This window comes from Microbacterium sp. NPDC058062 (assembly GCF_042885375.1).
Lineage (GTDB): Bacteria > Actinomycetota > Actinomycetes > Actinomycetales > Microbacteriaceae > Microbacterium > Microbacterium trichothecenolyticum_C.
In genome coordinates, this window is the sequence record NZ_JBHVSC010000003.1 from 836,603 (window position 1) to 858,348 (window position 21,746).

General features: G+C 70.4%; 20 protein-coding genes and 1 pseudogene. 10 read left to right on the forward strand and 11 right to left on the reverse strand.

Going from position 1 to position 21,746, the window contains the following annotated elements; all coding sequences use genetic code 11:
- Positions 1 to 27: 27 nt before the first annotated feature.
- Both ACFVSU_RS12985 and ACFVSU_RS12990 read left to right on the forward strand, forming a co-directional pair.
- Positions 28 to 447, forward strand: coding sequence for a hypothetical protein (locus ACFVSU_RS12985; protein WP_387143279.1), 420 nt, complete (start codon positions 28 to 30; stop codon positions 445 to 447).
- A 147-nt stretch (positions 448 to 594) separates the two neighbouring features.
- Positions 595 to 1,140, forward strand: coding sequence for a hypothetical protein (locus ACFVSU_RS12990; RefSeq protein WP_387143282.1), 546 nt, complete (start codon positions 595 to 597; stop codon positions 1,138 to 1,140).
- Here the strand turns inward: ACFVSU_RS12990 and ACFVSU_RS12995 are convergent.
- Positions 1,125 to 2,339 carry an MFS transporter gene (locus tag ACFVSU_RS12995; protein ID WP_387143528.1) on the reverse strand — a complete coding sequence of 405 codons (1,215 nt, stop codon included), beginning with the start codon at positions 2,337 to 2,339 and terminating at the stop codon, positions 1,125 to 1,127. The genes ACFVSU_RS12990 and ACFVSU_RS12995 overlap by 16 nt on opposite strands.
- A gap of 617 nt (positions 2,340 to 2,956) precedes the next feature.
- On the opposite strand from ACFVSU_RS12995, the gene ACFVSU_RS13000 reads away from it, so the two are divergent.
- Together ACFVSU_RS13000 and ACFVSU_RS13005 are read left to right on the forward strand one after the other, a co-directional pair.
- The gene (locus tag ACFVSU_RS13000) at positions 2,957 to 3,160 is read left to right on the forward strand and encodes a cold-shock protein (protein ID WP_159849084.1); all 204 of its coding nucleotides are present in this window, start codon (positions 2,957 to 2,959) and stop codon (positions 3,158 to 3,160) included.
- 186 nt (positions 3,161 to 3,346) lie between these two features.
- On the forward strand, positions 3,347 to 4,453 hold the full coding sequence (locus tag ACFVSU_RS13005; protein WP_387143531.1) for a fatty acid desaturase family protein: 1,107 nt from the start codon (positions 3,347 to 3,349) through the stop codon (positions 4,451 to 4,453).
- Here the strand turns inward: ACFVSU_RS13005 and ACFVSU_RS13010 are convergent.
- Positions 4,438 to 5,586: an RNA polymerase sigma factor gene (locus tag ACFVSU_RS13010; RefSeq protein ID WP_387143285.1), complete on the reverse strand. Its 1,149-nt coding sequence runs from the start codon at positions 5,584 to 5,586 to the stop codon at positions 4,438 to 4,440. The two genes, ACFVSU_RS13005 and ACFVSU_RS13010, sit on opposite strands and share 16 nt — an antisense overlap.
- Positions 5,583 to 5,990, reverse strand: coding sequence for a YciI family protein (locus tag ACFVSU_RS13015; RefSeq protein WP_310287479.1), 408 nt, complete (start codon positions 5,988 to 5,990; stop codon positions 5,583 to 5,585). Before ACFVSU_RS13015 ends, ACFVSU_RS13010 begins: the two co-directional genes overlap by 4 nt.
- A gap of 159 nt (positions 5,991 to 6,149) precedes the next feature.
- Here ACFVSU_RS13015 and ACFVSU_RS13020 point away from each other — a divergent pair, with 159 nt between their 5' ends.
- Positions 6,150 to 7,364, forward strand: a complete 1,215-nt coding sequence (locus ACFVSU_RS13020; protein ID WP_387143288.1) for an MFS transporter — start codon at positions 6,150 to 6,152, stop codon at positions 7,362 to 7,364.
- A gap of 62 nt (positions 7,365 to 7,426) precedes the next feature.
- Here ACFVSU_RS13020 and ACFVSU_RS13025 read toward each other — a convergent pair whose 3' ends face one another.
- Complete coding sequence (locus tag ACFVSU_RS13025; protein WP_387143290.1) at positions 7,427 to 7,972, reverse strand: hypothetical protein; 546 nt, start codon at positions 7,970 to 7,972, stop codon at positions 7,427 to 7,429.
- A gap of 230 nt (positions 7,973 to 8,202) precedes the next feature.
- Positions 8,203 to 9,354 carry a hypothetical protein gene (locus tag ACFVSU_RS13030; RefSeq protein WP_387143293.1) on the reverse strand — a complete coding sequence of 384 codons (1,152 nt, stop codon included), beginning with the start codon at positions 9,352 to 9,354 and terminating at the stop codon, positions 8,203 to 8,205.
- Positions 9,355 to 9,429: 75 nt separating this feature from the next.
- Between ACFVSU_RS13030 and ACFVSU_RS13035 the strand changes: the two genes are divergently transcribed.
- Positions 9,430 to 9,984, forward strand: coding sequence for a GNAT family N-acetyltransferase (locus ACFVSU_RS13035; RefSeq protein WP_387143296.1), 555 nt, complete (start codon positions 9,430 to 9,432; stop codon positions 9,982 to 9,984).
- Between the two features lie 94 nt (positions 9,985 to 10,078).
- On the forward strand, positions 10,079 to 10,807 hold the full coding sequence (locus ACFVSU_RS13040; protein ID WP_387143299.1) for a hypothetical protein: 729 nt from the start codon (positions 10,079 to 10,081) through the stop codon (positions 10,805 to 10,807).
- A 6-nt stretch (positions 10,808 to 10,813) separates the two neighbouring features.
- On the opposite strand, the gene ACFVSU_RS13045 is transcribed toward ACFVSU_RS13040, so the two are convergent.
- Positions 10,814 to 11,617: an MBL fold metallo-hydrolase gene (locus ACFVSU_RS13045; RefSeq protein ID WP_387143302.1), complete on the reverse strand. Its 804-nt coding sequence runs from the start codon at positions 11,615 to 11,617 to the stop codon at positions 10,814 to 10,816.
- Between the two features lie 102 nt (positions 11,618 to 11,719).
- Between ACFVSU_RS13045 and ACFVSU_RS13050 the strand changes: the two genes are divergently transcribed.
- The gene (locus tag ACFVSU_RS13050; protein WP_387143305.1) at positions 11,720 to 12,523 is read left to right on the forward strand and encodes a hypothetical protein; all 804 of its coding nucleotides are present in this window, start codon (positions 11,720 to 11,722) and stop codon (positions 12,521 to 12,523) included.
- 6 nt (positions 12,524 to 12,529) lie between these two features.
- Here the strand turns inward: ACFVSU_RS13050 and ACFVSU_RS13055 are convergent, their stop codons facing one another.
- The 3 genes and pseudogenes from ACFVSU_RS13055 to ACFVSU_RS13065 all read right to left on the reverse strand — a co-directional run.
- Positions 12,530 to 13,615 carry a DUF998 domain-containing protein gene (locus tag ACFVSU_RS13055; protein ID WP_387143308.1) on the reverse strand — a complete coding sequence of 362 codons (1,086 nt, stop codon included), beginning with the start codon at positions 13,613 to 13,615 and terminating at the stop codon, positions 12,530 to 12,532.
- A 68-nt stretch (positions 13,616 to 13,683) separates the two neighbouring features.
- On the reverse strand, positions 13,684 to 14,313 hold the full coding sequence (locus ACFVSU_RS13060) for an antibiotic biosynthesis monooxygenase (protein WP_387143311.1): 630 nt from the start codon (positions 14,311 to 14,313) through the stop codon (positions 13,684 to 13,686).
- 134 nt (positions 14,314 to 14,447) lie between these two features.
- Positions 14,448 to 15,194 (reverse strand): annotated as a pseudogene (locus ACFVSU_RS13065) (hypothetical protein); the annotation flags it as partial.
- A gap of 275 nt (positions 15,195 to 15,469) precedes the next feature.
- On the opposite strand from ACFVSU_RS13065, the gene ACFVSU_RS13070 reads away from it, so the two are divergent.
- Positions 15,470 to 17,155, forward strand: coding sequence for a DEAD/DEAH box helicase (locus ACFVSU_RS13070; protein ID WP_387143314.1), 1,686 nt, complete (start codon positions 15,470 to 15,472; stop codon positions 17,153 to 17,155).
- Positions 17,156 to 17,166: 11 nt separating this feature from the next.
- On the opposite strand, the gene ACFVSU_RS13075 is transcribed toward ACFVSU_RS13070, so the two are convergent.
- Positions 17,167 to 18,444 (reverse strand): glycosyltransferase, encoded by a 1,278-nt coding sequence (locus ACFVSU_RS13075; RefSeq protein ID WP_387143317.1) that lies wholly within the window; start codon positions 18,442 to 18,444, stop codon positions 17,167 to 17,169.
- A gap of 162 nt (positions 18,445 to 18,606) precedes the next feature.
- On the opposite strand from ACFVSU_RS13075, the gene ACFVSU_RS13080 reads away from it, so the two are divergent.
- Positions 18,607 to 20,385: a glycosyl hydrolase family 18 protein gene (locus ACFVSU_RS13080; RefSeq protein WP_387143320.1), complete on the forward strand. Its 1,779-nt coding sequence runs from the start codon at positions 18,607 to 18,609 to the stop codon at positions 20,383 to 20,385.
- A 647-nt stretch (positions 20,386 to 21,032) separates the two neighbouring features.
- Here ACFVSU_RS13080 and ACFVSU_RS13085 read toward each other — a convergent pair.
- Positions 21,033 to 21,695, reverse strand: a complete 663-nt coding sequence (locus ACFVSU_RS13085) for a TetR/AcrR family transcriptional regulator (protein ID WP_387143323.1) — start codon at positions 21,693 to 21,695, stop codon at positions 21,033 to 21,035.
- Positions 21,696 to 21,746: the final 51 nt, after the last annotated feature.

Consider the following 21,746-nt stretch of genomic DNA (forward strand, 5'->3'; position numbering starts at 1 on the left):
CCGGCGAGCTGCGTCGTCGAAGTGTGTGTGAGACGACTACACGCCGCGGCTGCCGCGCTCTCCGCACTCCTCGCCTGCTTCGTCGGGGTGTGGGCGTACTTCTTTCCCCAGTCCTTCTATGACTCCTTCCCAGGGGTTCTCGGATCGTGGGTCTCCGTCGACGGCCCGTTCAACGAGCACCTCATCCGCGACGTCGGAGCGATGTATCTCGCCCTCGGGGGAGCCAGCATCGGATGCCTCATCTGGCGCAGCGAACTCGCTTATCGCGTCCTCGGGATCGCGTGGACGATCTTCGGCGTGCTGCACTTCGCCTACCACGCGCTTCACCTGAGCCACATGCCGATGCTCGACGCCGTCGGCGAGATGATCGCCCTCGGCGTCAGTCTGCTGCTCGGCATCGTGCTGCTGATTCCCACACGCGACCCCCGACGCCCACGCGAGCTCTGACACTCGGGCGGCCTGTCGGCGCGTCGACCTCCGGAGTACCCTCTGGCGCAAGGAGGGCGTCAACGCAGCCGGTCCTCTCGGGAAACTGCGCGTGACCGTGCGCGGACACCGTCCGTCCGCATGTCCGCTCACCCGAAGGGCACCACCATGTTCAGGAAGCTCACTCCCCTCGCCGCCGCGCTCCTCGCCGGAGGACTCGTCATCGCTGCGGCCGCCCCAGCGAATGCCGGCGTCCTCGAGCGCTACAGTCTCGACTTCTCGGACAGCGGCGTCGCAGACGACTTCTGCGGCGTCGGGCTGCAGCCCACGTTCACCTACGACCAGACCGGGTCCGGCTTCGTCATGAATCGGGGCAAGGACGGGCTGTTCTGGTTCCACGAGAAGCTCACCGTCGTGCGCACGTTCACCTACAACGGGATGACCGTCACCGACATCCAGCCCAACACCCTCGCCAAGGACCACAAGGTCGTCGACAACGGCGATGGGACGCTCACCGTCACCCAGCTCCTCACCGGCGGCGAGCGGACCATCGACAGCGACGGCAAGCTCCTCGCCAAGAACTCCGGGCAGATCCGGTTGCGCCTGACCATCGACACCGCGACAGACGAGGTGATCGACCAGGAGCAGATCTTCGGCTCGACGGGCACGAACGACGACTTCTGCGAGGCCGTCCTGGCCTACTGGGGCGTCTGAGGTGTGACCTCGCGAGCCGTGTCGGCGGCCGGCTTCTGCGCGCGGCTCAACAGAATGAAGGGAGCCGCCACCGCAGAGATCACGCCGCTCCAGACCAGCGAGGCGCCGTAGCCGCCGACGTCCGCGACCCGTCCCAGCACCGGCTGGACGGCGACGCCGCCGGCGGAGCCCATGAGCGAATCGAACGAGAGGACGGTGGCGCGCTGCTTCGACGGGATCATGTCGTTGAGATAGGCGCGATGGACGGGGTCGTCGATCGCCGACGCGATGCCCCAGAGCGCGACGAGCACGACGGCGACCCAGAAGTTGCGCACGAGTCCGATGCCGACCAGCACCAGCGCGCTGGTGATCGTCGCGAGCAGGATCGTCGAGGTGCGCCGCCGGAAGAGCTTGCGCACCCAGGGGGCGAGGGTGCCGCCGAGGATGGCGGTGCCCGACACCAGCGCCGCCGCGAGTCCGGCGACGGTGTACGCCTCCTCGTCGCCCCACAGTTCCAGGAGGTAGGGCTGCAGTGCGTAGAACACATAGATGCCGACGCCGGCGGTGAACGGGCTCGCGAGCATCAGCCACCGCACGGGTGGATCACCGAGGCCGTAGCGGATGGAGGCGCGCAGGACGGTGCGCGTCGCGCGCAACGGGCGCTCGCTCCGATCCGGTGTGAAGCCCAGGTCACGCATCAGCAGCGCGGCGACGACGAACATCACCAGCAGGATGGCGCCGCGGAGCAGGAAGGGAACGCCGAGGTTCGTCACCTGGGCGATGACACCGCCCAGCACGGACCCCGACAGCATCGCGACGCCGCCCACGATCTGCGCCCGACCGAAGACGGTCTCGAGGCTGCCCGTGTAGCTGGTCGCCTTCAGCGCGTCGACGAGCCACGCATCCACGGCGCCCGAGAAGAACGTGAAGCCGAGACCGAGCAGCACCGACACGAGCGCCCACGCCCAGAACGGCGATTGCCAGACCCACAGCATCCAGTACAGGATCGTCGTCACGGCCAGCGTGACCGTGCCGAGCAGGTACGACGCCCGACGCCCGACGGTGTCGGCCACGACGCCCGTGGGGATTTCGAAGATGAGCATCCCGGCGCTGAAGAAGGCATTCGCCGCGAAGGCCTCGAGGTTGGAGAGTCCGGCGTCGAGCAGGAACAGCGTGTTGACGCCCCAGATGAGCGACGCGGCGAGGGTGTTGCCGAGCATCAGCGTGTAGTACGTGCCTTGCACCCTGCGCGGACTGGGCAGGGCGACTGCGGCTTGGGGCCTGGAGATCGCGGCACCGCCTCTTTCCACCGGAATCGGACGACACCGCGACCGTACCCCTGACGCGCGCCTCCGGCTACCCGCTTTGGGCGCAGGGAGCCGCGCATGCTATAGTTGCGAGTTCCCTTCGGGGAACCTCGCGTTCACCTCTCTGCCTCATCGTAGAGACGCGGATCTGAACGTCTCATCCTTCCCGCGGCTTCTGCACGCCGCCGTCGCGAAGCCTCACCGCTTCGCGCCAACGAACGAAATTCCTCACCATGCACTCCCACCTCCAGGCGCTCGCCTGGCGACAGGCAGACGACGATGTCTATGTCGCGACGCGCTCCGACGAATACGCTGGCTTCATCGACACGACGCCGCGCGGTTTCCGCGCACACGGACCCCGGGGTGAAGACCTCGGGCTCCATGCGACGCCGGATGGCGCGCGCGCGGCGGTCGCAGCATCCGTATCCTCACCGATGTCGGCCCCGGCACCGGTCACCGATCGTCCGCACCGCATTCGTCGGCGCGGCACCCCCGGTCGCTCCGGCGGCCCGAAGAATAGGAAAGACACGATGGCCACTGGCACCGTGAAATGGTTCAACTCCGAGAAGGGCTACGGCTTCATCGCACCCGATGACGGCTCGGCCGATCTCTTCGCACACTTCAGCGCGATCGCAGGCAGCGGTTTCAAGGAGCTCCGCGAAGACCAGAAGGTGGAGTTCGACGCCGAGCAGGGCCCCAAGGGCATGCAGGCGGCGAACATCCGTCCGCTCTGACGCTCCCGCGTTCACAGCGCCCGCCCCGGCTTCGGCCTGGGCGGGCGCTGTCGTTCACCTGGGCATCACCCACGAATCAAGAGGTATTCCTGTCGGCTCATGTGGACCCACGTAGCCTGAGGACAGCGATGGGCAACCGCCTCTGGCTTTCAGCGGCCAAACGGTCCTCATCGGAACTGGTGCATCATCTCCTCCACCGCTCTCGAGTCTCGGCTCGGTCCCGTTCGTCAGACCTACGCCGGCACGGCTGAGTTCCCCCCGATGGCCCGCGCATACACCGAGGTGTCGCAGGTTGTGCGCGAGACCGGTCTCCTCCGCCGTGCCGAATGGTTCTACGCTCTCGTCGGCGTCGGACTTCTGCTGGGCTTCGGCGGCGTCATCACGGGCTTCATCCTGCTCGGCGACACCTGGTATCAGCTCCTGATGGCCGGCGCCCTCGGCATCCTGTTCACGCAGGTCGCGTTCCTCGCGCACGAGGCGGCGCACAAGCAGATCCTCGCGTCGGGCCCCGCGAACGACCGGCTCGCCCGCTTCCTCGCCGCCGGCATCGTGGGCATCAGCATCTCCTGGTGGAACAACAAGCACAACCGCCACCACGCGAACCCCAACCGGGTGGGCAAGGACCCCGACATCGAGATCGACGCGATCTCATTTCTCGAGACGGATGCCGCGTCCGCAGGTCGCTGGCGCGCTCTGGTGACGCGCAAGCAGGGGTGGCTCTTCTTCCCGCTGCTCACGCTCGAGGGCCTGAACCTGCACGCGCACGCGTTCCGGCACCTGTTCTCGCGCGAGGGCGTCAAGGACCGCTGGATCGAGCTCTCGCTCATCGCCGTGCGGTTCGCCGTGATCCTGACGCCGGTGTTCATCTTCCTGCCGGTGGGCATGGCGTTCGCGTTCCTCGGCGTGCAGCTCGCCGTCTTCGGCGTCTACATGGGCGCCTCGTTCGCGCCGAACCACAAGGGCATGGCGATCATCGCCAAGGACGCGAAGCTCGACTTCTTCACCAAGCAGGTGCGCACCTCGCGCAACATCAGCGGCGGCTGGTGGGCGACGATGCTCATGGGCGGTCTCAATTACCAGATCGAGCACCACCTGTTCCCGAACATGCCTCGCCCGCACCTGGCCCGCGCCCGCGAGATCGTGATGGATCAGTGCCGCCATCTCGGCGTGCCGTACACCGAGACGACGCTGTGGCGTTCGTACGGCATCGTCATCGCGTACCTCAACCGCGTCGGCCTTGCCGCGCGCGACCCGTTCGACTGCCCGATGGTCGGGGCCTACCGCCGAGCCTGACGCAGGCGTTCCGCCTGACGGAGCAGGTGCTCCTGCTCGAGGGCGCTGGTCGCGCGGCGCGCGGCCTCCGCGTATTCGCCGGCCGAGGCATCCGTCTCGCCGGCCCGTTCGTGGAGGTACGCGAGCGCGGCGTGGTACCGCGGCACATCGTCGCCCACGGAGTGGAGGGCTGCGAGGCCCGCCCGCGGCCCGTCCGCCTCGCCGACCGCGACCGCCCGGTTCAGGCGGATGACGGGCGAGTCCCCGAACGCCAGCAGTTCGTCGTACCACTCCACGATCTGCACCCAGTCGGTCTCGTCGGCCGTCGGCGCATCGGCGTGCAGGGCCGCGATCGCAGCCTGCGCCTGGTACTGACCCAGCCGGTCGCAGGCGAGGGCCGACTGCAGGATGGCGACGCCCTCCGTGATCGCATCCACGTCCCAGAGGGTGCGATCCTGCTCGGCGAGCGGGATGAGCCGCCCGCCCCGCACACGCGCCGGCTGCCGCGCATGGTGCAGCAGCATGAGAACGAGGAGACCGTCCACCTCGGGCTCGTCGGTGAGCACGGCGAGCTGCCGGGTCACGCGGATCGCCTCGGCGGCGATGTCGATCTCGCCCGAGTAGCCCTCGTTGAAGAGCAGGTAGAGCACACGCATCACGCGGGACAGATCACCCGGCTGATCCAGCGGGATGCCGACGAGCCGCTGCTTCGCCCGGCTGATCCGCTGCGCCATCGTCGCCTCCGGCACGAGGAAGGCATCAGCGATCTGCCGGGTCGTCAGGCCCGCGACGGCCCGAAGCGTGAGTGCGATCGCCGACGTCGGGGTGAGGACGGGATGGGTGCAGAGGAAGTAGAGCCCGAGCGTGTCGTCGTGATGCGCGACGGGGCCGGGCTCGGGCTCCTGCGCGAGCCGTTCCTCGCGCGCGGTGCGCGCCGTTTCGCTGCGCACCTGATCGAGGAACGCGCGCCACGCGACCGTGACGAGCCATGCACGGATGTCGCGGACTCCGTCTCGGCCCGGTCGCTCGAGTGCGCGCACCAGAGCGGTCTGCACGGCGTCCTCGGCCGACGCGAAGTCCGCGCCGCGCCGGACGAGGATGCCGACGACCTCGGGGATCGCGCGGCGCAGAGCCGCAGCATCCGTCTCGGTCATCCGACGTCGGCGGGCGGCGCGCTCATCACCTCGCGAAGCTCGAGCCATTCGCCGAGAGGCGTGCCGCCGGCCCACGGCGCCGCCGACAGCTCGGAGGCGAGGTCGAGCGCGCGCTGGTACGAGTCGACGTCGATCATCATCCAGCCGGCGATGAGGTCCTTGGTCTCGGGGAACGGGCCGTCGACGACCGGCGGGCGGCCTTCCCCGTCGAAGCGGACCCAGGCTCCCTCGAAGGCGAGGCCCTCGGACGAGACCAGTTCGCCCGACGCGATGAGGCGCTCTTCCATGTCCTGCATGTACTTGACGTGCGCGGCCCACTCGTCCGGCGTGAGCTGATCCATCGGGACCGAGTTCACCGAGGGGCGCCCGCCCCGGTAGTGCTTGAGCATCAGATACTTGGCCATGACAGCCTCCCATTCGTGCGGCCCATTCTGGCCGCTTCAGATAGGAGACGGAACCGAACACGCGATCTCTACATCGCTCGCGAAATTTCTTGCGGGCCGTCGCAGGCGGGATGCGCAGATCGGGCGATGCACCGACGCGGAGCGCCCTAGAATCCAGGGATGACCGCGCCGATCACCCTTGCGCGAGTATCGGCTGCGCGGCGCGGGGTCTCGATGCTCTTCATCGCGAACGCGTTGGTGTTCGCGACGATCGTGACCCGCTACCCGGAGCTGAAGGATCGATTCGGCCTGGGTGAGTTGGCGTTCGGCCTGATGGTCGCGTGCGGGCCCGTGGGATCCGTCGTCGGCAGCCTCCTCGCGGGCAGGCTGGTGAATCGCCTCGGCGCGGTGCCGGTCGCCGTCACGTCATCCGCGATCCTCGGCGCCCTGCTGGTCGGGGCGGGCTTCGCCGGCGCGCCGGTCGTCCTCGCGGTGGCGCTGTTCGCGATCGGGTTCGGAGACGCGACGGGCGATGTCGGAAACAACGCACACGGGCTCGCCATCCAGCGACTGATGGGCCGGTCGATCATCAACGGCCTCCACGGAGCATGGAGCGCCGGAGCGATCGCGGGCGCACTGCTCGGCGCGCTCGCCCTTCAGCTCGCGATCCCGATCTCCGTCCACCTGCCCGTCATGGGTGCCGTCATCATCGTGGGAAGCCTCGGCGCGCTACCGCTCGTGCGGCTGCCCACCGAGCCGGCCCCGCGAACGGAGCAGCCGCACTCCCATCGGCGTGGTCGGCTCAGCGCGATGCTCATCGCCGCGTGCGCCATCGCTGCCATCGGCGCCTTCCTCGAGGACCTCGGATCCACGTGGGGCGGGGTGTATGTGGTCGCGGAGACCGGTGCCGGCGTCGCCGAAGCAGCGATCCCGTTCGCCGCGCTGATGGGCGCGCTCACGCTGGGCAGGTTCGCGTCCGACGCGCTCGTCGACCGGATCGGTGCCGTCGGCACCGTGCGGGTGGGTTCCGTGGCGGCGTTCGTCGGACTCGCCACCGCCGTGTTCGCTCCCGAGACCTGGGTCGTCGCCGTCGGCCTCGGCCTGCTCGGGCTCGGAATCGCGCCGATGATTCCGCTCGCGATGGACGCCTCTGAACGCGCGCCCGGACTCGACCCCGGGACCGGCCTCGCCGCCGCCGCGACGGTGATGCGGGTCGGCCTGCTCGCCTCGCCGCTGCTCGTGGGAGCGATCGCCGAATGGGCGGGACTTCGGCTCGCGATCGCGGTGTGCCTGCTCGTCCCAGCGGCGGCGCTGCTGCTCGCGGGTCGGCTGCGCCATCCCGAAGATGCGGGCGCGCTTGCGCGAAAGCCTGCCGGCGAGTTCGATCGGCAGTGAGCGGGCGGGTATCCGCGACTGCCTCTGCGTGAACCCGCTTCGCCGGCGCCGACCAGCTGCCGTCAGTCCACCGTCATCACGGAGTGCTCGTTGGTGGCGGTGTCGCACGTCGTGATCCGCCAGGTCGGGGTGCCGTCCTCCATGACCCGGGCCATCTCGATGATGAGCGGGCTCGGCCACTGCTCGCCGGAGAGTTGAGCCGCCGCGAAGGCGCTCGTGCCCAACATCCGTTGTTCCGCCTCTGTGAGCTCCGTTTCGTGGGACGCGAGCACTCGCATCGTCCGGACGTCGACGATCGACTCCTTGCCGTAGCTCGGGTCGTCCACGCGCTCGCCGAACCCATCCTGCTTCGTGTCGACGCTCCGAAGGCGCCACACCCACGCGGAATCGACGTACTCGAGGCGCAGGCCGACGATGGTGCCGCCGACCGCGGGCGATTCGCCCGGCAGGGCGTCGAGGAAGTCGGTGGGCCACGAGAACTCGGCCGGCATGCAGGTGCCGGGGAAGTCCTCCCCGACCGCGGCAGGTGGATCGGGCACGGTGGAACACCCTGCGACGATCAGTGTTGCGGCGAGAACCACCGAACCGACGCAGAGACGGCGTTTCATCGGTGACTCCTCGTCCTCAGCCGGCACCCGGAGCCTATCCCGCCGCGCCCGCGCGATCCTCGACGTCGACGAGCCACCCGGCGAGCGAGCGCGTCGACCGCTCCCGTGGCACGTCGCCGAGCGGCGGGGGAGCATCTACCGACCCTTGGGCCCCGTCATCGCGCGATCGTGAACGTGCCGGATGCGACCCGGCTCCCGATTCCGGCGTCCGCCTGTCCAGGCCGCAGTCGTCAGGTGGCAGCATCCGTCTCCGCCGCCGCCGAATCCGCGCGTTCTGCCGTGGCAAGCGTGCGCGTGAAGAGCAGCAGCCACCCGACGACGAGGCCGGCGCAGACCATCTCGTGCGTGGCGAGGGTGTAGTACCCGATCCAGAACAGGCTCGCCGAGAAGAAGATGCCCGCCGCGACCGCGTACGCGAGCGCGATCATCGGCCAGCGCAGGCACGGCAGCACCCAGCGCAGGCCGAGCAGGAACGCTCCGAAGACGATGGCCATTCCGATGGCGAAGATGTTGTGGCCGACCTGGCTGAACGTGACCGGCACGAGTGCGGCACCCAGGAAGCACGCCGCCAGCGCAAGGAACACGAAGTAGACGATGACGGCCCGCGTGGGGGTCACTCGAGATTCGGTGCGCGCCCACGCCTGCAGGCTCGTCAAGAGGTACATCGCGAGCAGCGCCGTGACCCCACCCGCGATGATCAAGGTCGCGTTGAACACCGCGGAGGTGATCCCGCCCCGGCCGCCGAGTTCGCTGAAGTTGAGCCGGTACCACTCGTCGTCTTGCGTGGTCGCGACGCTCACCGTGAACCCGGTCGCCACGACGGCGAACAGCAGCAGCACGAGCCGGGTCGCGGTGACGTGTGCCGCGACCGCGAACGCCGTGTAGCCGCATCCGCCCGCCACGAACGCGACGATCATCGTCGCCGTGAGCGTGTCGACCGCAGCCCCCGGCCAGATCATCGATGCGGCGTGGAACAGCATCCACTGGACCATGCCGAACACCGCCGCGAGCGAGACCCCGACGGCCGCCGTCATCCATGCCCGCCGAGCACGCGTGACGCCTTTCAGCCAGGCCTGCCGCGGATCGCGGGCGGCAAGGCGATAGCTCACCGACGCGGCCGCGAGCGTGACGGATGCTGCGACCACGATGCCTGCGGCGCCGACCGACGCCCCTTCCCACACGTGTGCGGCGCGGCCCCAGAACCCCAGTGCCCCGGCGGCGAGGCCGATGCCGAAAGCGAGAGCCGCGACGACGATCGCCCGGGCTTCGGTGCGCACGGCGAAGCGTCGCGCTTCGACCACTCCGTCACGGTGCAGCTGCTTCTCGACCCGTACCGCGGCAGCTTCGAGGCGTGCTTCCTGCGTCCACGCGCCGCGTGCCATGGCTTGATTGTCCACCCATCAGGGCCGCTCGGGGGCGGTCGCCGCGATGCGCCGTCTGGTCAGTAGCCTGAACCCGTGTCGATCGCCGATTCCCTCGCCGCACAGCCCGTTCTGCGCACGCCGCGGCTGACCCTCGTGCAGCACGGCCCCGAGTACCTCGATGAGGTCATGGCGGCCCTTCAGGATGCCGAGGCCATGAAGCTCACCGGCACGCGCACGGAGTTCACACGCGAGCAGGTGCTCGCGCACCTCGAGCGACTCGTCGGGGCCGACGAGCGCGCGGACTTCGCGATCCTCGACGAGTCGGGCGCCTACCTCGGCGAGGTCGTGCTCAACGACCTCGACGACGACAACCTCGCGATGAACTACCGCATCGGCCTCGTCGCGAGCGGCGTGCGCGGGCAGGGCTTCGGCACCGAGGCCGGCCGCGCCGTCGTCGAGTGGGCGTTCGACACCGTCGGCATCCACCGCATCTCGCTCGACGTCTTCAGCTTCAACCCCGGCGCGCAGCGCTCGTACGAGAAGATCGGCTTCGTCGTCGAGGGCCGCGCCCGCGACACGATGCTGTGGGACGGCGAGTGGGTCGACTCGATCCTGATGTCGATGCTCGCCACCGACCCGCGTCCGTGACGCGGACCTGAAGGGAGCGGATGCTGCGGGCCGCAGCATCCGTCGTCGCGAACGCCGGCCCCATCCGCGGAGGGTGCGGGGGTACCGTGAGGCTGTGGACGGAAGGCCATCCGCACCCGACTTCGGCCCCGAGCCGCCCGAGCTCACGGAAGGAAGCTCGCGCCCGTCAGACACCGCACGCGAGCTCGCAGAACTGCGCGCGCGAGCGTACGGCCCGGACGCCGACATCGAGGCGGACCCGGCGGCGATGGCTCGGCTGGCCGAACTGGAGGCAGCCCACCTGTCCGCGGCCACGGCGACGCGAGCCGCGGGTTCGACGGCGGTCGAGGCCGCGACGGTCGCCCCGGAGCCGCCGATGATCGAGACATCGCCGAACGCCTCGCACCGGGGTCGTGCGTGGCCCATCGCGGGGGCGATCGTCCTCCTCGGGGTTGTCGGCACGACGGTGTGGAGCCTCGCGCCGCGTCCCGACGCGACCCTGCAGCAGATCGCCGTCGAGGCGAACAGCGACATCATCCGCGTGCTGAGCGCCCAGGGGAGGGGCCCGGTTCCCTCGACGCTGCGCCGCTTCGAGCCGTACCACGGCGTGCGCGTGTGGTCGGTCGAGGACCACGCCGGAAAGGTCTGCTTCATCGTCTGGGACCTCGCCGCGAGCGGCAGGTTCTCCATCAAGTGCGCCCCGCCGGGCACGGACGTCGCGCTGACCCTGAGCGTCGCGCGGGAAGCGGACGAGTTCGGGCAGTGGCTGCCCGACGGGAGCAACGTCGACTTCCGATTCCGCGAGGACACGGTGGACGTCTTCGTCCGTGATCCCGCCGACTGAGCGCCGTCAGCGGCGCTCGGTGATCGCCTGCACCTGCCAGTCGTGCACGTCGACGAGCCAGTCCAACGGTGCCGACGGGCCGATGCGCGAATCGTCGGGAGTGCGGCCGTCGCGCAAGGCCTCGACGTACGCGCGGTCCTGGGCGATGCGCGGGCGCAGCGCGCCGGCGCCGCCGACGGAGCCGTGCCCGGGGATGACGGCCGCGACGTCGTCGGCGACGCTCTCGAACAGGTCGAGCGCGGCGAGGTAGTCGCCGATCGGGTCGTCGGCCTGCAGATCGAGGAACGGCATCAGGATGTCGGAGAGCATGTCGCCCGCGACGAGCACGCCGCTTGCCTCGACAAGCAGTGCGGCGTGCCCAGGCGCATGCGCGCGATGCTCGAGGACGCGCACGGCTGGGCCGTCCCAACGGAGGTGCGTGGCCCCCTCGGGGAGGCCCGTGATGTGGCCGAGCAGCTCCATCGGGATGTCGTCGGCGTACTCCGGCGGCAGCCCCTCGGCGATCTGCTCCTTCCAGTCCGCCATCGACAGCACTTCGCGGATGGATGCTGCGCCCCGGGCCGTGCCCCAGCGCGGCGCGTCGCCGAGATCGGCGTGCCAGAGCACGTGGTCCCAGTCGGGGTGCGTCGAGAAGGCCGCCACGACCGGCCGACCCAGTTCGCGGAGGTCGTGCGCGAGGTCCGCCATCTCGGCGCGCGTGATGCCCGGGTCGACCAGGAGCACGCCGTCGCGCCCCTGCACGACCGTGGCCTGGGTCTGGATGAACTCGCTCTCGTGGGTGAGAACGCCGTCGGCGACGTGGTTCAGCATCGGATGCCTCCGCAGGTGGTGTGCGATCGCTCGAGGACGACGCTAGTCCCGCACCGGACCAGCCATCCAGCCCGCGGCCCGCGGCGTGAGACGATGCACGAGATGGATGCCGCGACCCTCGACGAGCTGCGCACGCTGCGCGCCCGCGCCTATGGCCCCTCCGCCGACATCGAGCAGGATCCCGCCGCGCTGCAGCGGCTCCGCGAGCTGGAGGCGAGCCGCGATGCGCCGGACGCCGAGGCGCCGGACGAGCCGTCCGTGCTGCAGGCGCACGTCGGGCCCACGCCGGTCGAGGCGCCGGTGCTGCCGCCGGCCGACGACGGCGCCGAGCTCTTCGCCATCGGGGAGTCGAGCGAGACCGAGTCGGACGCGCCTGCGTCCACCAGGCGCCGAAAGCCCCGTCGCCCGTCGAGCCAGTCCGTGGCGCTCTGGGCGCTCTCCGTGCTCGGGGCCGCCGCCCTGGCCGCCGGGCTCACGTATTCGCTGACGTCCGCGCCGCCGGTCGAAGCCTCCAGCGGTGCGACGCAGGTCGACACGCTCGAGCCCGATCCGTTCATCGAGGTCCCGGCGGGCTGGTTCGGCGCCGGTCCGAGCTCGATGGCCTTCGAGTACTACGGTCTCACCCTGTTCGAGAGCACCGGCGGCTACACCGGCATGGGCACCGACTGCTTCGCCGTGGTGGCGACCGAGCAGATGCCCGAGCTCGACGCCGACACGAACTCGTGGTCGCTCTCGGGGATCATGTACAACGGCTGCCGCGCGGGCGCGTTTCCCGCCACCGTCCAGTTCGTCATCGACAGCAACGCGCCGCAGCAGCTCCGCGACCGCTTCCCCGCCGGCAGCGCCCTGCAGTTCGTCTTCGACGGCAGCCGCATCGGCGTCTTCCTCGCGCCCAGCGAGTCCTGATCCGCGTCAATCCTTGCGGCCGGCGACGCCCAGGAACCGGATGAAGACGGCGATCCAGCCGAAGATCAGCGCGAAGACGATGATCTCGAACGCGGTGAGCGAGAAGTACCCGACCGCGGGGATGAAGAGGATCACCGAGACCACCATCGCCGCGAGGAACGTCCACGATGCGACGAAGTAGGTGCGGGGCATCCCTCGGAAGAAGCGGGGGCCGCCGATGAGCAGCACCAGGTACATCACGGCCATGCCCGATGCCGAGAGGTTGTGCGCCGGCATGTTCACGTCGACGGGGAAGATGCCCACGCACGCGAGCATGATGCCCATGATCACGAAGAGCACCGGGACTGTCCGCATCCCGCGGGGGTTCTGGAGCACACCCGCCTCGGTGAGCTCGCGCATGTCGTTGGCCACGTAGACGGCGAACGTCGTCACGAGCAGGCCCGCGGCGATGAGGGTGCCGTTGAACACCCAGCTCGAGAGGTCGTCCTCGAAGGTGCCGAGCTGGCTGAAGTGGAGCTTCCACCAGGTCGGGTCGGGCGTGGTCACCATGGCGGTGAGCGTGCCGATCGCGATGAACGTGAGCAGCAGCGACGACATGCGCTGCGTCGTCATCGCCGACACGGACAGGTACACGAACCAGGTCGTGAGGCCGAGCGTGATCGCCATCAGCACGACCGCCCAGAACGTGATGATCGGCAGCCCGATGAACCCCATCGCGAGCAGGCGTCCCAGCGCGTACACGGCGACGAACGCCAGCGCCGTGTGCACGATGACGACCGAGATCGTGTTGACGATGTACTTCCACGACGGCAGCGATTGCCGCCACTCCTGGCCGGGGCGGTTGCGGGAGCGCCAGTACTCGACGGTGGAGGCGACGGCCGCGACCACCGCGGCGCCGCACGCGGCCCAGAATGCGAGCGAGTCGGCCTGGCTGCCCAGCTGGACGTCGGGGGCGAGGATCCCGACGAGGAGGCCGTAGATCGCGCCGACGATGCCGGCGCCGAACGCGGCGTAGACCGCTTCGGATTCTGCCTTGCGACCGGGCGTCGGAGGGGCGGCGTCCGGCACCGGCGAGGTGTTCACAGTGCTCACGAGGTCAGAGTACGACCGCGCGAGAACGTCGAGGGTGATCGGCGCAGGAAGATTCGGTCACAGATTCGTCAAGCGCCGCGCTGCAGCCAGGGGCGCAGCATCCGTGTCACCCACGGAAGCACCGCGTACGTCATGACGGGGGTGAGCAGCACCGTCGAGAGGAGCACGCGAGCGATCAGCGGCCACTCCGCGAAGCCCGGGACGAACCCGAGAAGCCACGACGCGAGGAGGTTCGTGGGGAAGAAGCCGAGCCAGATCGTGACGGCCTGCTTCCAGCGCGGCGGAGCGGCCGGGATGGGCTGCTGCACCGGGCCGGTGACCGGTGAAGTCGCGTGACCCGGATGCCTCGACTCGACGTGCGTGGCGAACGGGGCGTCGAACCATCCCTCGATGCCGGTGCGTCGCTCGACCCTGACTTCGCTCGCGAAGGCGCGGCCGGAGTCGAGCCACCAAGACCGCTGCGGCGAGTCCTCCCAGGCTTCGAGGGTCGGGATGTCGCGGAAGCGGTAGAGCATGTACCAGAGGTCGCTGCCTTCGCCGGCGCGGACCCAGCCGGAGCCGAGGAACCCCGCGAAGCCTGCGGCGAGATCGGTGCCGGCTTGCATCCAGCTTGTGGCTTCGACGGTGCGAGAGGGATCGATGCGCCGTTCGATCGCGACGGTGATGGGGTGGGCCACGGGTTCTGCCATGCCATCCATTCTGCGGATGCGGGCATCGTCGTGGTCACCAGGACGGGCGCGGGCGACGGCGTGAGGGCGAGTGCGCGCGGCAGCGACAGCAGCCAGAAGCCCATCGTCACGAAGGCGACGAACTCGAAGAGCGCGAGGGTGATGAAACCGGCGGTGAGCACACCCATGCCCGTCGCGAGGAGCGCGACGCACAGCATGGTGGCCCGGCGGAATCGGCGACTGCGACCAGGAATTGCAAGTCCCGTCGCGACGGTCGACAAGAACGACAGCCCGAGCGCGGTGGCGATGAGGTCGTGCCCCACCGGGCTCACCGGGATCGGCACGAGCCCCACGCCGGTCAGGAAGAGTCCCGCCGACACGATCGAACCGCGGAACGCGCGTGAGGCGCGACGACGGATGCCGCTGGGCAGCGCCACCGCGATCAGCACGCCGTACACCGCGAGGAGGAAGCCGGAGAAGATGGTGATGCTGTTGAAGGTGCGGCCCGAGAAGTCGGTGTGGGTGCCGAGCTGGGAGAAGTGGAGCTGCCACCACGTGGCGTCGTGCGTCGTCAGGATCGCGACGGCGACCCCGACCGGGAGCGACAGCACGGCGAGCCGGCCGATGCGGTGGGCGATGTGCGCGGGATCGGCCGTCGCCGCCTCGGGTGCGGCGGGGATCGTGGCGACGGTGGTGGTCGTGACGGCGGTGGCGGTGGCCGCGTCGGCGGTGGTCGTCGTCGCCGAGAGGGAAGGCGCGTCGGTGGAGGTGCTCGTCGCGGCGTGCGAAATCGCCCGGGCGACGGCGGGTTCGGGGTCGACTCGGGTGAGGGTCGGCGCGGTGACGGCGACCGCCGCGCGCGCGGGCGGGACGGTGACCGGTGGAGCGTCGGAAAGGGTCGTGGGAGGCATTCGACTCACGATCGGTTCTGCACGGCGTGCCCGAAGCCGGACATCCCCCCAAAGAACCCCCGGTCCGGGGCCCGTTGGTCAAGACGGCAATTCCCCAGTTCAGCGGCGAACCGCATACCGAAACTGTATCCCGCAGAGCCGGGAAAGCGCTGGTCGGTGGTATATGGCGACTCCCTGGTGCAGGCATCGTGCCGGGTACGCTGGACGGGCCGGTTCACGCGCCGCGCCGCGTGGACGGCGCGCGGGTGCCGCGGACCCGCACCTGGAGGAGCCGGATGCCCAAGAACAACAAGCCCGGCGGCGGTCGCGCGGCGAAGAACTTCGACCCCCGGTACAACCCGAAGTACCGCGCGGCGAGCGAGGGTCGCGACGCTCAGGACGGCAAGCGCCGGCCCGGCGAATCGTCGTCGGGCAAGCCGGGGAGCCGCAGCGCCGGGCACCGCGGACACCGCACCGAATCCACGGACGCCGCGCCGCCGAAGCGCCGCTGGGCCGAGCAGGAGCGCGCGGGCCGGGATGAGGCACGGACGATCCGCACGCACTCGCGGGACGACCGCGGGCGACCGGGGCGTGACCGCGACGACCGTCGTGACTCGGGGCGCGGCGAGCCGCCGCGCCGGGACGCTGCACCTCGCCGCGACGACGGTGCGCGGCGGGACGCCGGTGCCCGGAGGGCTGCTCCGCGCCGGGATGCCGCTCAGCGCCGGGATGCCGCCCCGCGCCGGGAGGACTCGGGGCACCGCGACGTCGTGCACGAGCGGCTCGAGGCCGCCGCGGTCGCACCCGGCGAAGTCGAGGACGTGACGTTCGCCGATCTCGGCCTGGGCCAGAACATCGTCAAGACGATCGCGGAGCTCGGGGCGCAGCATCCGTTCCCCATCCAGGCGGCGACGATCCCGGCGATCCTCGCCGGCCACGACGTGCTCGCGCGAGGCCGCACCGGGTCCGGCAAGACCATCGCGTTCGGCGCGCCGCTCGTCGAGAGCGTGCTGCGGTCGCAGGCCCGGGAGAAGCGCGAGTTCGGTCGCGCGCCGCGCGCGCTGATCCTCGCGCCCACGCGTGAGCTCGCGCTGCAGATCGACGCGACGGTCCAGCCGATCGCCCGCAGCGTCGGCCTCTTCACGACACAGATCTACGGCGGCGTGCCCAAGGCGCGTCAGCTCGGCGCGCTGAAGCGAGGCATCGACATCGTCATCGGCACGCCGGGGCGCATCGAAGACCTGGTGGAGTCGCGTGCTCTCGACCTCTCGCAGGTGCGCATCGCGGTGCTCGACGAGGCCGACCACATGTGCGATCTGGGCTTCCTCGAGCCGGTGCAGCGCATCATGCGCCGCACGTCCCGCGACGCGCAGCGTCTGCTGTTCTCGGCGACGCTCGACGGCGAGGTGTCGTCGCTGGTGAAGGAGTTCCTCAGCGAGCCGGCGGTGTACGAGGTCGCCGGCGAGACCCAGCGGACCGGCACCATCGATCATCGTGTGCTCGTGGTCGACCACCGCGACAAGCGCGACATCCTGCGCACGCTGGTCGACCGCAGCGGCAAGACGCTCGTCTTCACGCGCACGCGCGCGTTCGCCGAGATGCTCGCCGACCAGCTGGACGACGTGGGCATCCGCGCGCTTGCGCTCCACGGCGACCTCGATCAGGCCCGCCGCACGCGCAACCTCGAGAAGCTCACGTCGGGTCGCATCGACGTGCTGGTGGCGACGGATGTCGCAGCCCGCGGCATCCACGTCGACGACATCGATCTCGTGGTGCAGGCCGACGCGCCCGACGAGTACAAGACGTACCTGCACCGTTCGGGCCGCACGGGCCGCGCGGGACGCTCGGGCACCGTCGTCACGTTGGTGACGCGCGCGCGCCGCGAGCGGCTCGCCGACCTGCTCGACCGGGCCGACATCGAGGCGCCGTTCGACGAGGTGCGCCCCGGCGACGACCTGCTCGAGGAGCTCGCCGGGCGCTGACGTCACGTCGCTCACCGCCCCGACCGGGCCGCGAACCCTTCGAGCAGTTCGGCAGCACGCGGCGCTCCGCCGAGCGACCTGAGCTCGCCTGCGACGCGGGTGGCGGCATCCCTCATCGCGGTGTCCGTCGAGGCGCGCTCGAAGCCGGCCGCGACCTGCGCCGAAGTGGGCGTGCCGGTGCGGAGGTCGACGCCCGCGCGGGCCCACGCGACACGCGCCGCGATCTCGGGCTTGTCGAGGTCGCCGCCGGCGATGACGAGCGGGATGCCGTGGCTGAGCGCGGTGAGCGTGCCGCCCCAGCCGCCGTTGGTGACCACGACGGCGGTGCGGGGGAGGAGTGCGTCGTAAGGGAGGAATCCGGCGATCCGCGCGTTCGACGGAACGGGAAACGGAAGCTCGTCGCGTCCGCGCACCCCGGTCGACACGACGGCGAGAATGTCGCGGTCGGCGAGCGCGTCGAGCGCGGGGCGGATCAGGTCGGTGGGGTCGATGTTCTGCGTGCCCTGCGTGACATGGACCACCGTGCGGCCGTCGAGGTCACCCCACCAGGCTGGGAGCGGCGTGACCGCGGAGGGCGGCGCGGTCAGCAGACCGACGAAGTCGAGGTGTGCGGGCCGGTCGGTGCGGCCGAAGTCGAGCAGGGGTGATCCGCTCGCGAGGATGCGCAGGGGTGACAGCACCGTCTGCTCGAAGGTGAGGGGCTCCGCGGGCAGGCCGACCTCGACGCGCGCGCGGACGATGGGCTTGGTCAGCGGACGCATCGCGAGCGGTGCGATGCCGCGGAGCGCAGCATCCCGTGCCTTCATGATCGGATTGCGGCCCGGCGTGAGCCCCATCCCGCTCGGTGGCCCCTGTCGGCTGGTGAGGTGGAGCGGCAGGACCGCGATCGTGGCCCGCGGGCAGCCGGGGCGGTCGGCGAAGAGGGCCGCGCCGATGGAGGTGTCGTCGGCGACGATCGCGTCCCACGGCGCGCGGTCCCATTCCGCCTGCAGGTCGGCGACCTGTGCCGGGGCGGTGTTGATCATGACGTCTTCGAGGTTCGCGAAGACCTGGCGGAGGCCCTTGCGCCCCTCGAGCCGGGGGAAGGTCGCGCGCAGATCGTTCTCGTCGAAGTCCGGCGCTGCGCGCCACGGCACATGGACGGCTCCGGATGCCTCGATCCCCGCGCGAAACGCGCTCCCGGTGTAGAAGCGCACGTCGTGGCCGCGTGCGACCAGCGCCTGGGCGACCGAACGCAGCGGGAGGACATGCCCGGTGAATGGCATGGCCGTCACCAGGAATCGGGCCATTGGGACATCGTGTCGCAACCGGGGGAGACGCACCAGGGCCTCGGTGTGCGCCCGGGTCTTCCGGTGCAGGGGCGTTCGATGCCAGAATGGTGACCATGGTATTTGTTAGGACGGTTACCTAATTCCGAACGGATGCCTCCCCCCACAACCGAAGGAGCTTGTGTGTCGAAACATCCCCTGCCGGCGCTCGCCGCCGCGATCACCGGAGCGCTCGCCGTGGGCCTCCTCGCCGCGTCGCCCGCGGTCGCCGCGACGGACGACCCCACCCCGACGACCACCGTCAACGCGTACCGCAACGTCGGCTACTACGGCCAATGGCGGGCGACCGGCGAGGCGCAGGCCACGCTGAAGCGCCTGTTCGTCGACGGCGGCGCCGGCGCGAACCTCACCCACCTCAATTACTCCTTCGGCAACGTCGCCGGAGACCACGCCGCGCTCGATTCCGCACGGGCCGCCGGTGTGCAGGGCCTCGACGGCGTCGAGCCGTACACGTGCTTCATCTCCGACACCGCGGCACCCGGCCCCGGTCAGACCGACACCGCAGGCGACGCCGACAGCGACTTCGTGCACGCGTTCACCGGGGCGCAGTCGGTCCTCGGCATCGCTGACACCAAGAAGCAGAAGCTCGCCGGCAACTTCAACCAGCTGGCCCAGCTCAAGCGCCTGTACCCCGACCTCAAGGTCAACGTGTCGCTCGGCGGCTGGTCGTGGTCGAAGTCGTTCTCGAAGGCGGTCGCGACGCCGGAGCTCCGCTCGGCGCTCGCCGAGTCGTGCATCGACCTCTACATCCGCGGCAACCTGCCCGCGATCGGAGGGCGCGGCGGCGCGGGCGCGGCCGCGGGCGTCTTCGACGGGTTCGACCTCGACTGGGAGTGGCCCGGCGCCCCCGACTGGGCGCAGGAGGTCGGCAACACGGTCGACCCCGTGAACGACAAGGCGAACTTCCTCGCGTTCGTGAAGGAGCTCCGCGCGCAGCTGAACGCCGTCGAGGCCGAGACCGGCGAGGACTACGAGATCTCGGCGTTCCTCCCGGCGGGGCCGACCCAGATCGCTGCGGGCGGCTGGAACGACCCCGAGCTCTTCGAGTACCTCGACTTCGCGAACCTCCAGGGCTACGACCTGTGGGGTTCGTGGACCGCGGAGACCGGACACCAAGGCAACGTCTACGGCGACCCCGCTTACAACTGGGGGCTCGGCCTCGACGCCGTCGTCGCCTCGTACGTCAACGCGGGCATCGATCCGGCGCAGCTCAACCTCGGCCTCGCCGCCTATGGCCAGGGCTGGACGGATGCCGAACCCCAGCCCTGGACCCTCTCGGGCGGCGGCCTCACCCAGATCACGTGGGACCAGCTGAAGGCGCGCGACCTCGAGATCCACCACGAGTACACCGCCGACGGACGCTTCAACGCGACGTGGGGCTACGACGTCGCCGCCCGCCAGTTCTGGTCGTTCGATGACGAGGTGGCGGTGGCCGAGAAGAGCGCCTGGGCGATCTCGAAGGGCCTCGGCGGCGTCGACTTCTGGGAGGTCGGCAACGACGTCGCGGGAGACCTCTCCGCCGCGTCGGCCGAGGTGCTGCGCGCCGCTGCCCCCGGCCCGGTCGCGGGTGCGGAGGGGCTGCAGTGCGCGACGACTCCGGATGCTGCCGCCCAGCCCTGGAACGCGCAGACCACGTACCGCGGGGGCGAGCTCGTGTTCCTCGACGGTCGCGTCTTCCAGGCGCAGTGGTACGCGAAGGGCGACCAGCCCGGCGCCTCGCCGCGCGGACCGTGGGCCACGCTCACCGCGTGCGGCGTGAGCCCCGCCACCGTGCAGGACTGGTACGCCGACACCATCTACGACAAGGGCGACCAGGTCGTCTACGCCGGCGTGACGTACACGGCGCAGTGGTGGAGCCGCAACGACGTGCCCGGAGGCAAGCGCAGCCCCTGGAAGCGCTGAGCCCTCGCCGCGCAGCGGGCGTCCCGGTCGGGGCGCCCGCTGTCGCTGTGCTCGGGGTGGGCGCGGGGTCGCAGCATCCGCTCCTCGTCTGAGGTCGTGGGTGGTCGGGGGTTGTTGGGCGCGGCGCGTGGCATCCGTTCCTCGTGTGAGGTCGTGCGCCGATGTGAGGGCCGGGGTGCGGCGAGTGGGTCCGCATTTCGGCTCTGCTCCTCAATTGAGGACGGAGTGGGTGGGTGTGTCCGAGTCCGGGGCCGCGGCATCCGCTCCTCATTTGAGGTCGTGGGTGGTCGGGTGTTGTTCGGGCGCAGGGGTGCCGCGTCCGTTCCTCGTTTGAGGTTGTGGGCCGATGTGAGGGCCGGGGTGCGGCGAGTGGGTCCGCATCTCGGCCCTGGTCCTCAAATGAGGACGAGGCGAGGGAGCGAGAGAGCGGGGTGGGGCGCTGTCGCGTGCGGCGGCATGTCGGCGAGACAGGGGGCTTCGGCTGAGACCGGGGGTGACGGCCCGTGTTTCGGCGGGGGACCGGGTTTCGGCGGGCGCATGCACCAACTCGGTCGGGCACCGGTACGCCGAGGTGGCCGCTTTCGCCGCTTCGGTCGTGGGTGGTGACCACAGGGGCCACCCTCGCTGCGCCAGGCGGCGCGCGAGGGTCAGGCGGTGGGCGCGGCGCCGATCGAGGCGATGAGCTCGGGGTCGCCGCCGAGGGACGTGAGGCGCGCGCGGAGCGCGACCTCGGCGCGGCGGTAGGGCTCCTCGCTCGTGTGGAGCAGCGAGCGGGTGTTCGCAGCCTCGAGGAACGACACCATCTCGAACGTGAGCTGACGCGCATCGTCGAGGAGGGGCAGCTCGCCGGCAGCCATCGCGTACTCGATGCTCACGGTGAGGTAGTCCTCCCACTCGCTCGAGGCCGCGACGATCGCGTCGCGCACGACGCCCGGCTTCGCATCGAACTCCACAGAGGTCGCTGCGAAGAAGCAGCCGCCGCGGAACACGCGATCGCGGGAGTAGTCCAGCCAGTCGCCCAGCAGCGTGCACACGCGGATCAGGCCGCGAGGTGTGCGGGCGCGGGCCGGTGCGACGACGCGGTCGATGAAGACCTCACGAGCGGCCGCAACCACGGCGAGCTGCAGCTGCTCCTTCGAGCCGAACAGGGTCGCGATGCCGCTCTTGCTGTGCCCCGAGGCATCCGCCAGCCGCCCGATCGTGAGGCCGTCCAGGCCGTCGACCGTCGCGGTGTCGACCGCGTGCGACAGCACGGCGCGTCGCGATTCGTCGCCTCGGAGGCGACGTCGGTCGACGGGGGCTTGTGTCACACCTCGAGATTACCGTACGATCGTTCGTGTTCATAAGTACGATCGTTCGTA

Coding starts and splice junctions, on each gene's coding strand:
- ACFVSU_RS12990 (WP_387143282.1), top strand. CDS start 595: ATGTTCAGGAAGCTCACTCCCCTCGCCGCCGCGCTCCTCGCCGGAGGA.
- ACFVSU_RS12995 (WP_387143528.1), bottom strand. CDS start 2,339: ATGCTCGGCAACACCCTCGCCGCGTCGCTCATCTGGGGCGTCAACACG.
- ACFVSU_RS13000 (WP_159849084.1), top strand. CDS start 2,957: ATGGCCACTGGCACCGTGAAATGGTTCAACTCCGAGAAGGGCTACGGC.
- ACFVSU_RS13010 (WP_387143285.1), bottom strand. CDS start 5,586: ATGACCGAGACGGATGCTGCGGCTCTGCGCCGCGCGATCCCCGAGGTC.
- ACFVSU_RS13015 (WP_310287479.1), bottom strand. CDS start 5,990: ATGGCCAAGTATCTGATGCTCAAGCACTACCGGGGCGGGCGCCCCTCG.
- ACFVSU_RS13020 (WP_387143288.1), top strand. CDS start 6,150: ATGACCGCGCCGATCACCCTTGCGCGAGTATCGGCTGCGCGGCGCGGG.
- ACFVSU_RS13025 (WP_387143290.1), bottom strand. CDS start 7,972: ATGAAACGCCGTCTCTGCGTCGGTTCGGTGGTTCTCGCCGCAACACTG.
- ACFVSU_RS13030 (WP_387143293.1), bottom strand. CDS start 9,354: ATGGCACGCGGCGCGTGGACGCAGGAAGCACGCCTCGAAGCTGCCGCG.
- ACFVSU_RS13045 (WP_387143302.1), bottom strand. CDS start 11,617: ATGCTGAACCACGTCGCCGACGGCGTTCTCACCCACGAGAGCGAGTTC.
- ACFVSU_RS13050 (WP_387143305.1), top strand. CDS start 11,720: ATGGATGCCGCGACCCTCGACGAGCTGCGCACGCTGCGCGCCCGCGCC.
- ACFVSU_RS13060 (WP_387143311.1), bottom strand. CDS start 14,313: ATGGATGGCATGGCAGAACCCGTGGCCCACCCCATCACCGTCGCGATC.
- ACFVSU_RS13070 (WP_387143314.1), top strand. CDS start 15,470: ATGCCCAAGAACAACAAGCCCGGCGGCGGTCGCGCGGCGAAGAACTTC.
- ACFVSU_RS13075 (WP_387143317.1), bottom strand. CDS start 18,444: ATGGCCCGATTCCTGGTGACGGCCATGCCATTCACCGGGCATGTCCTC.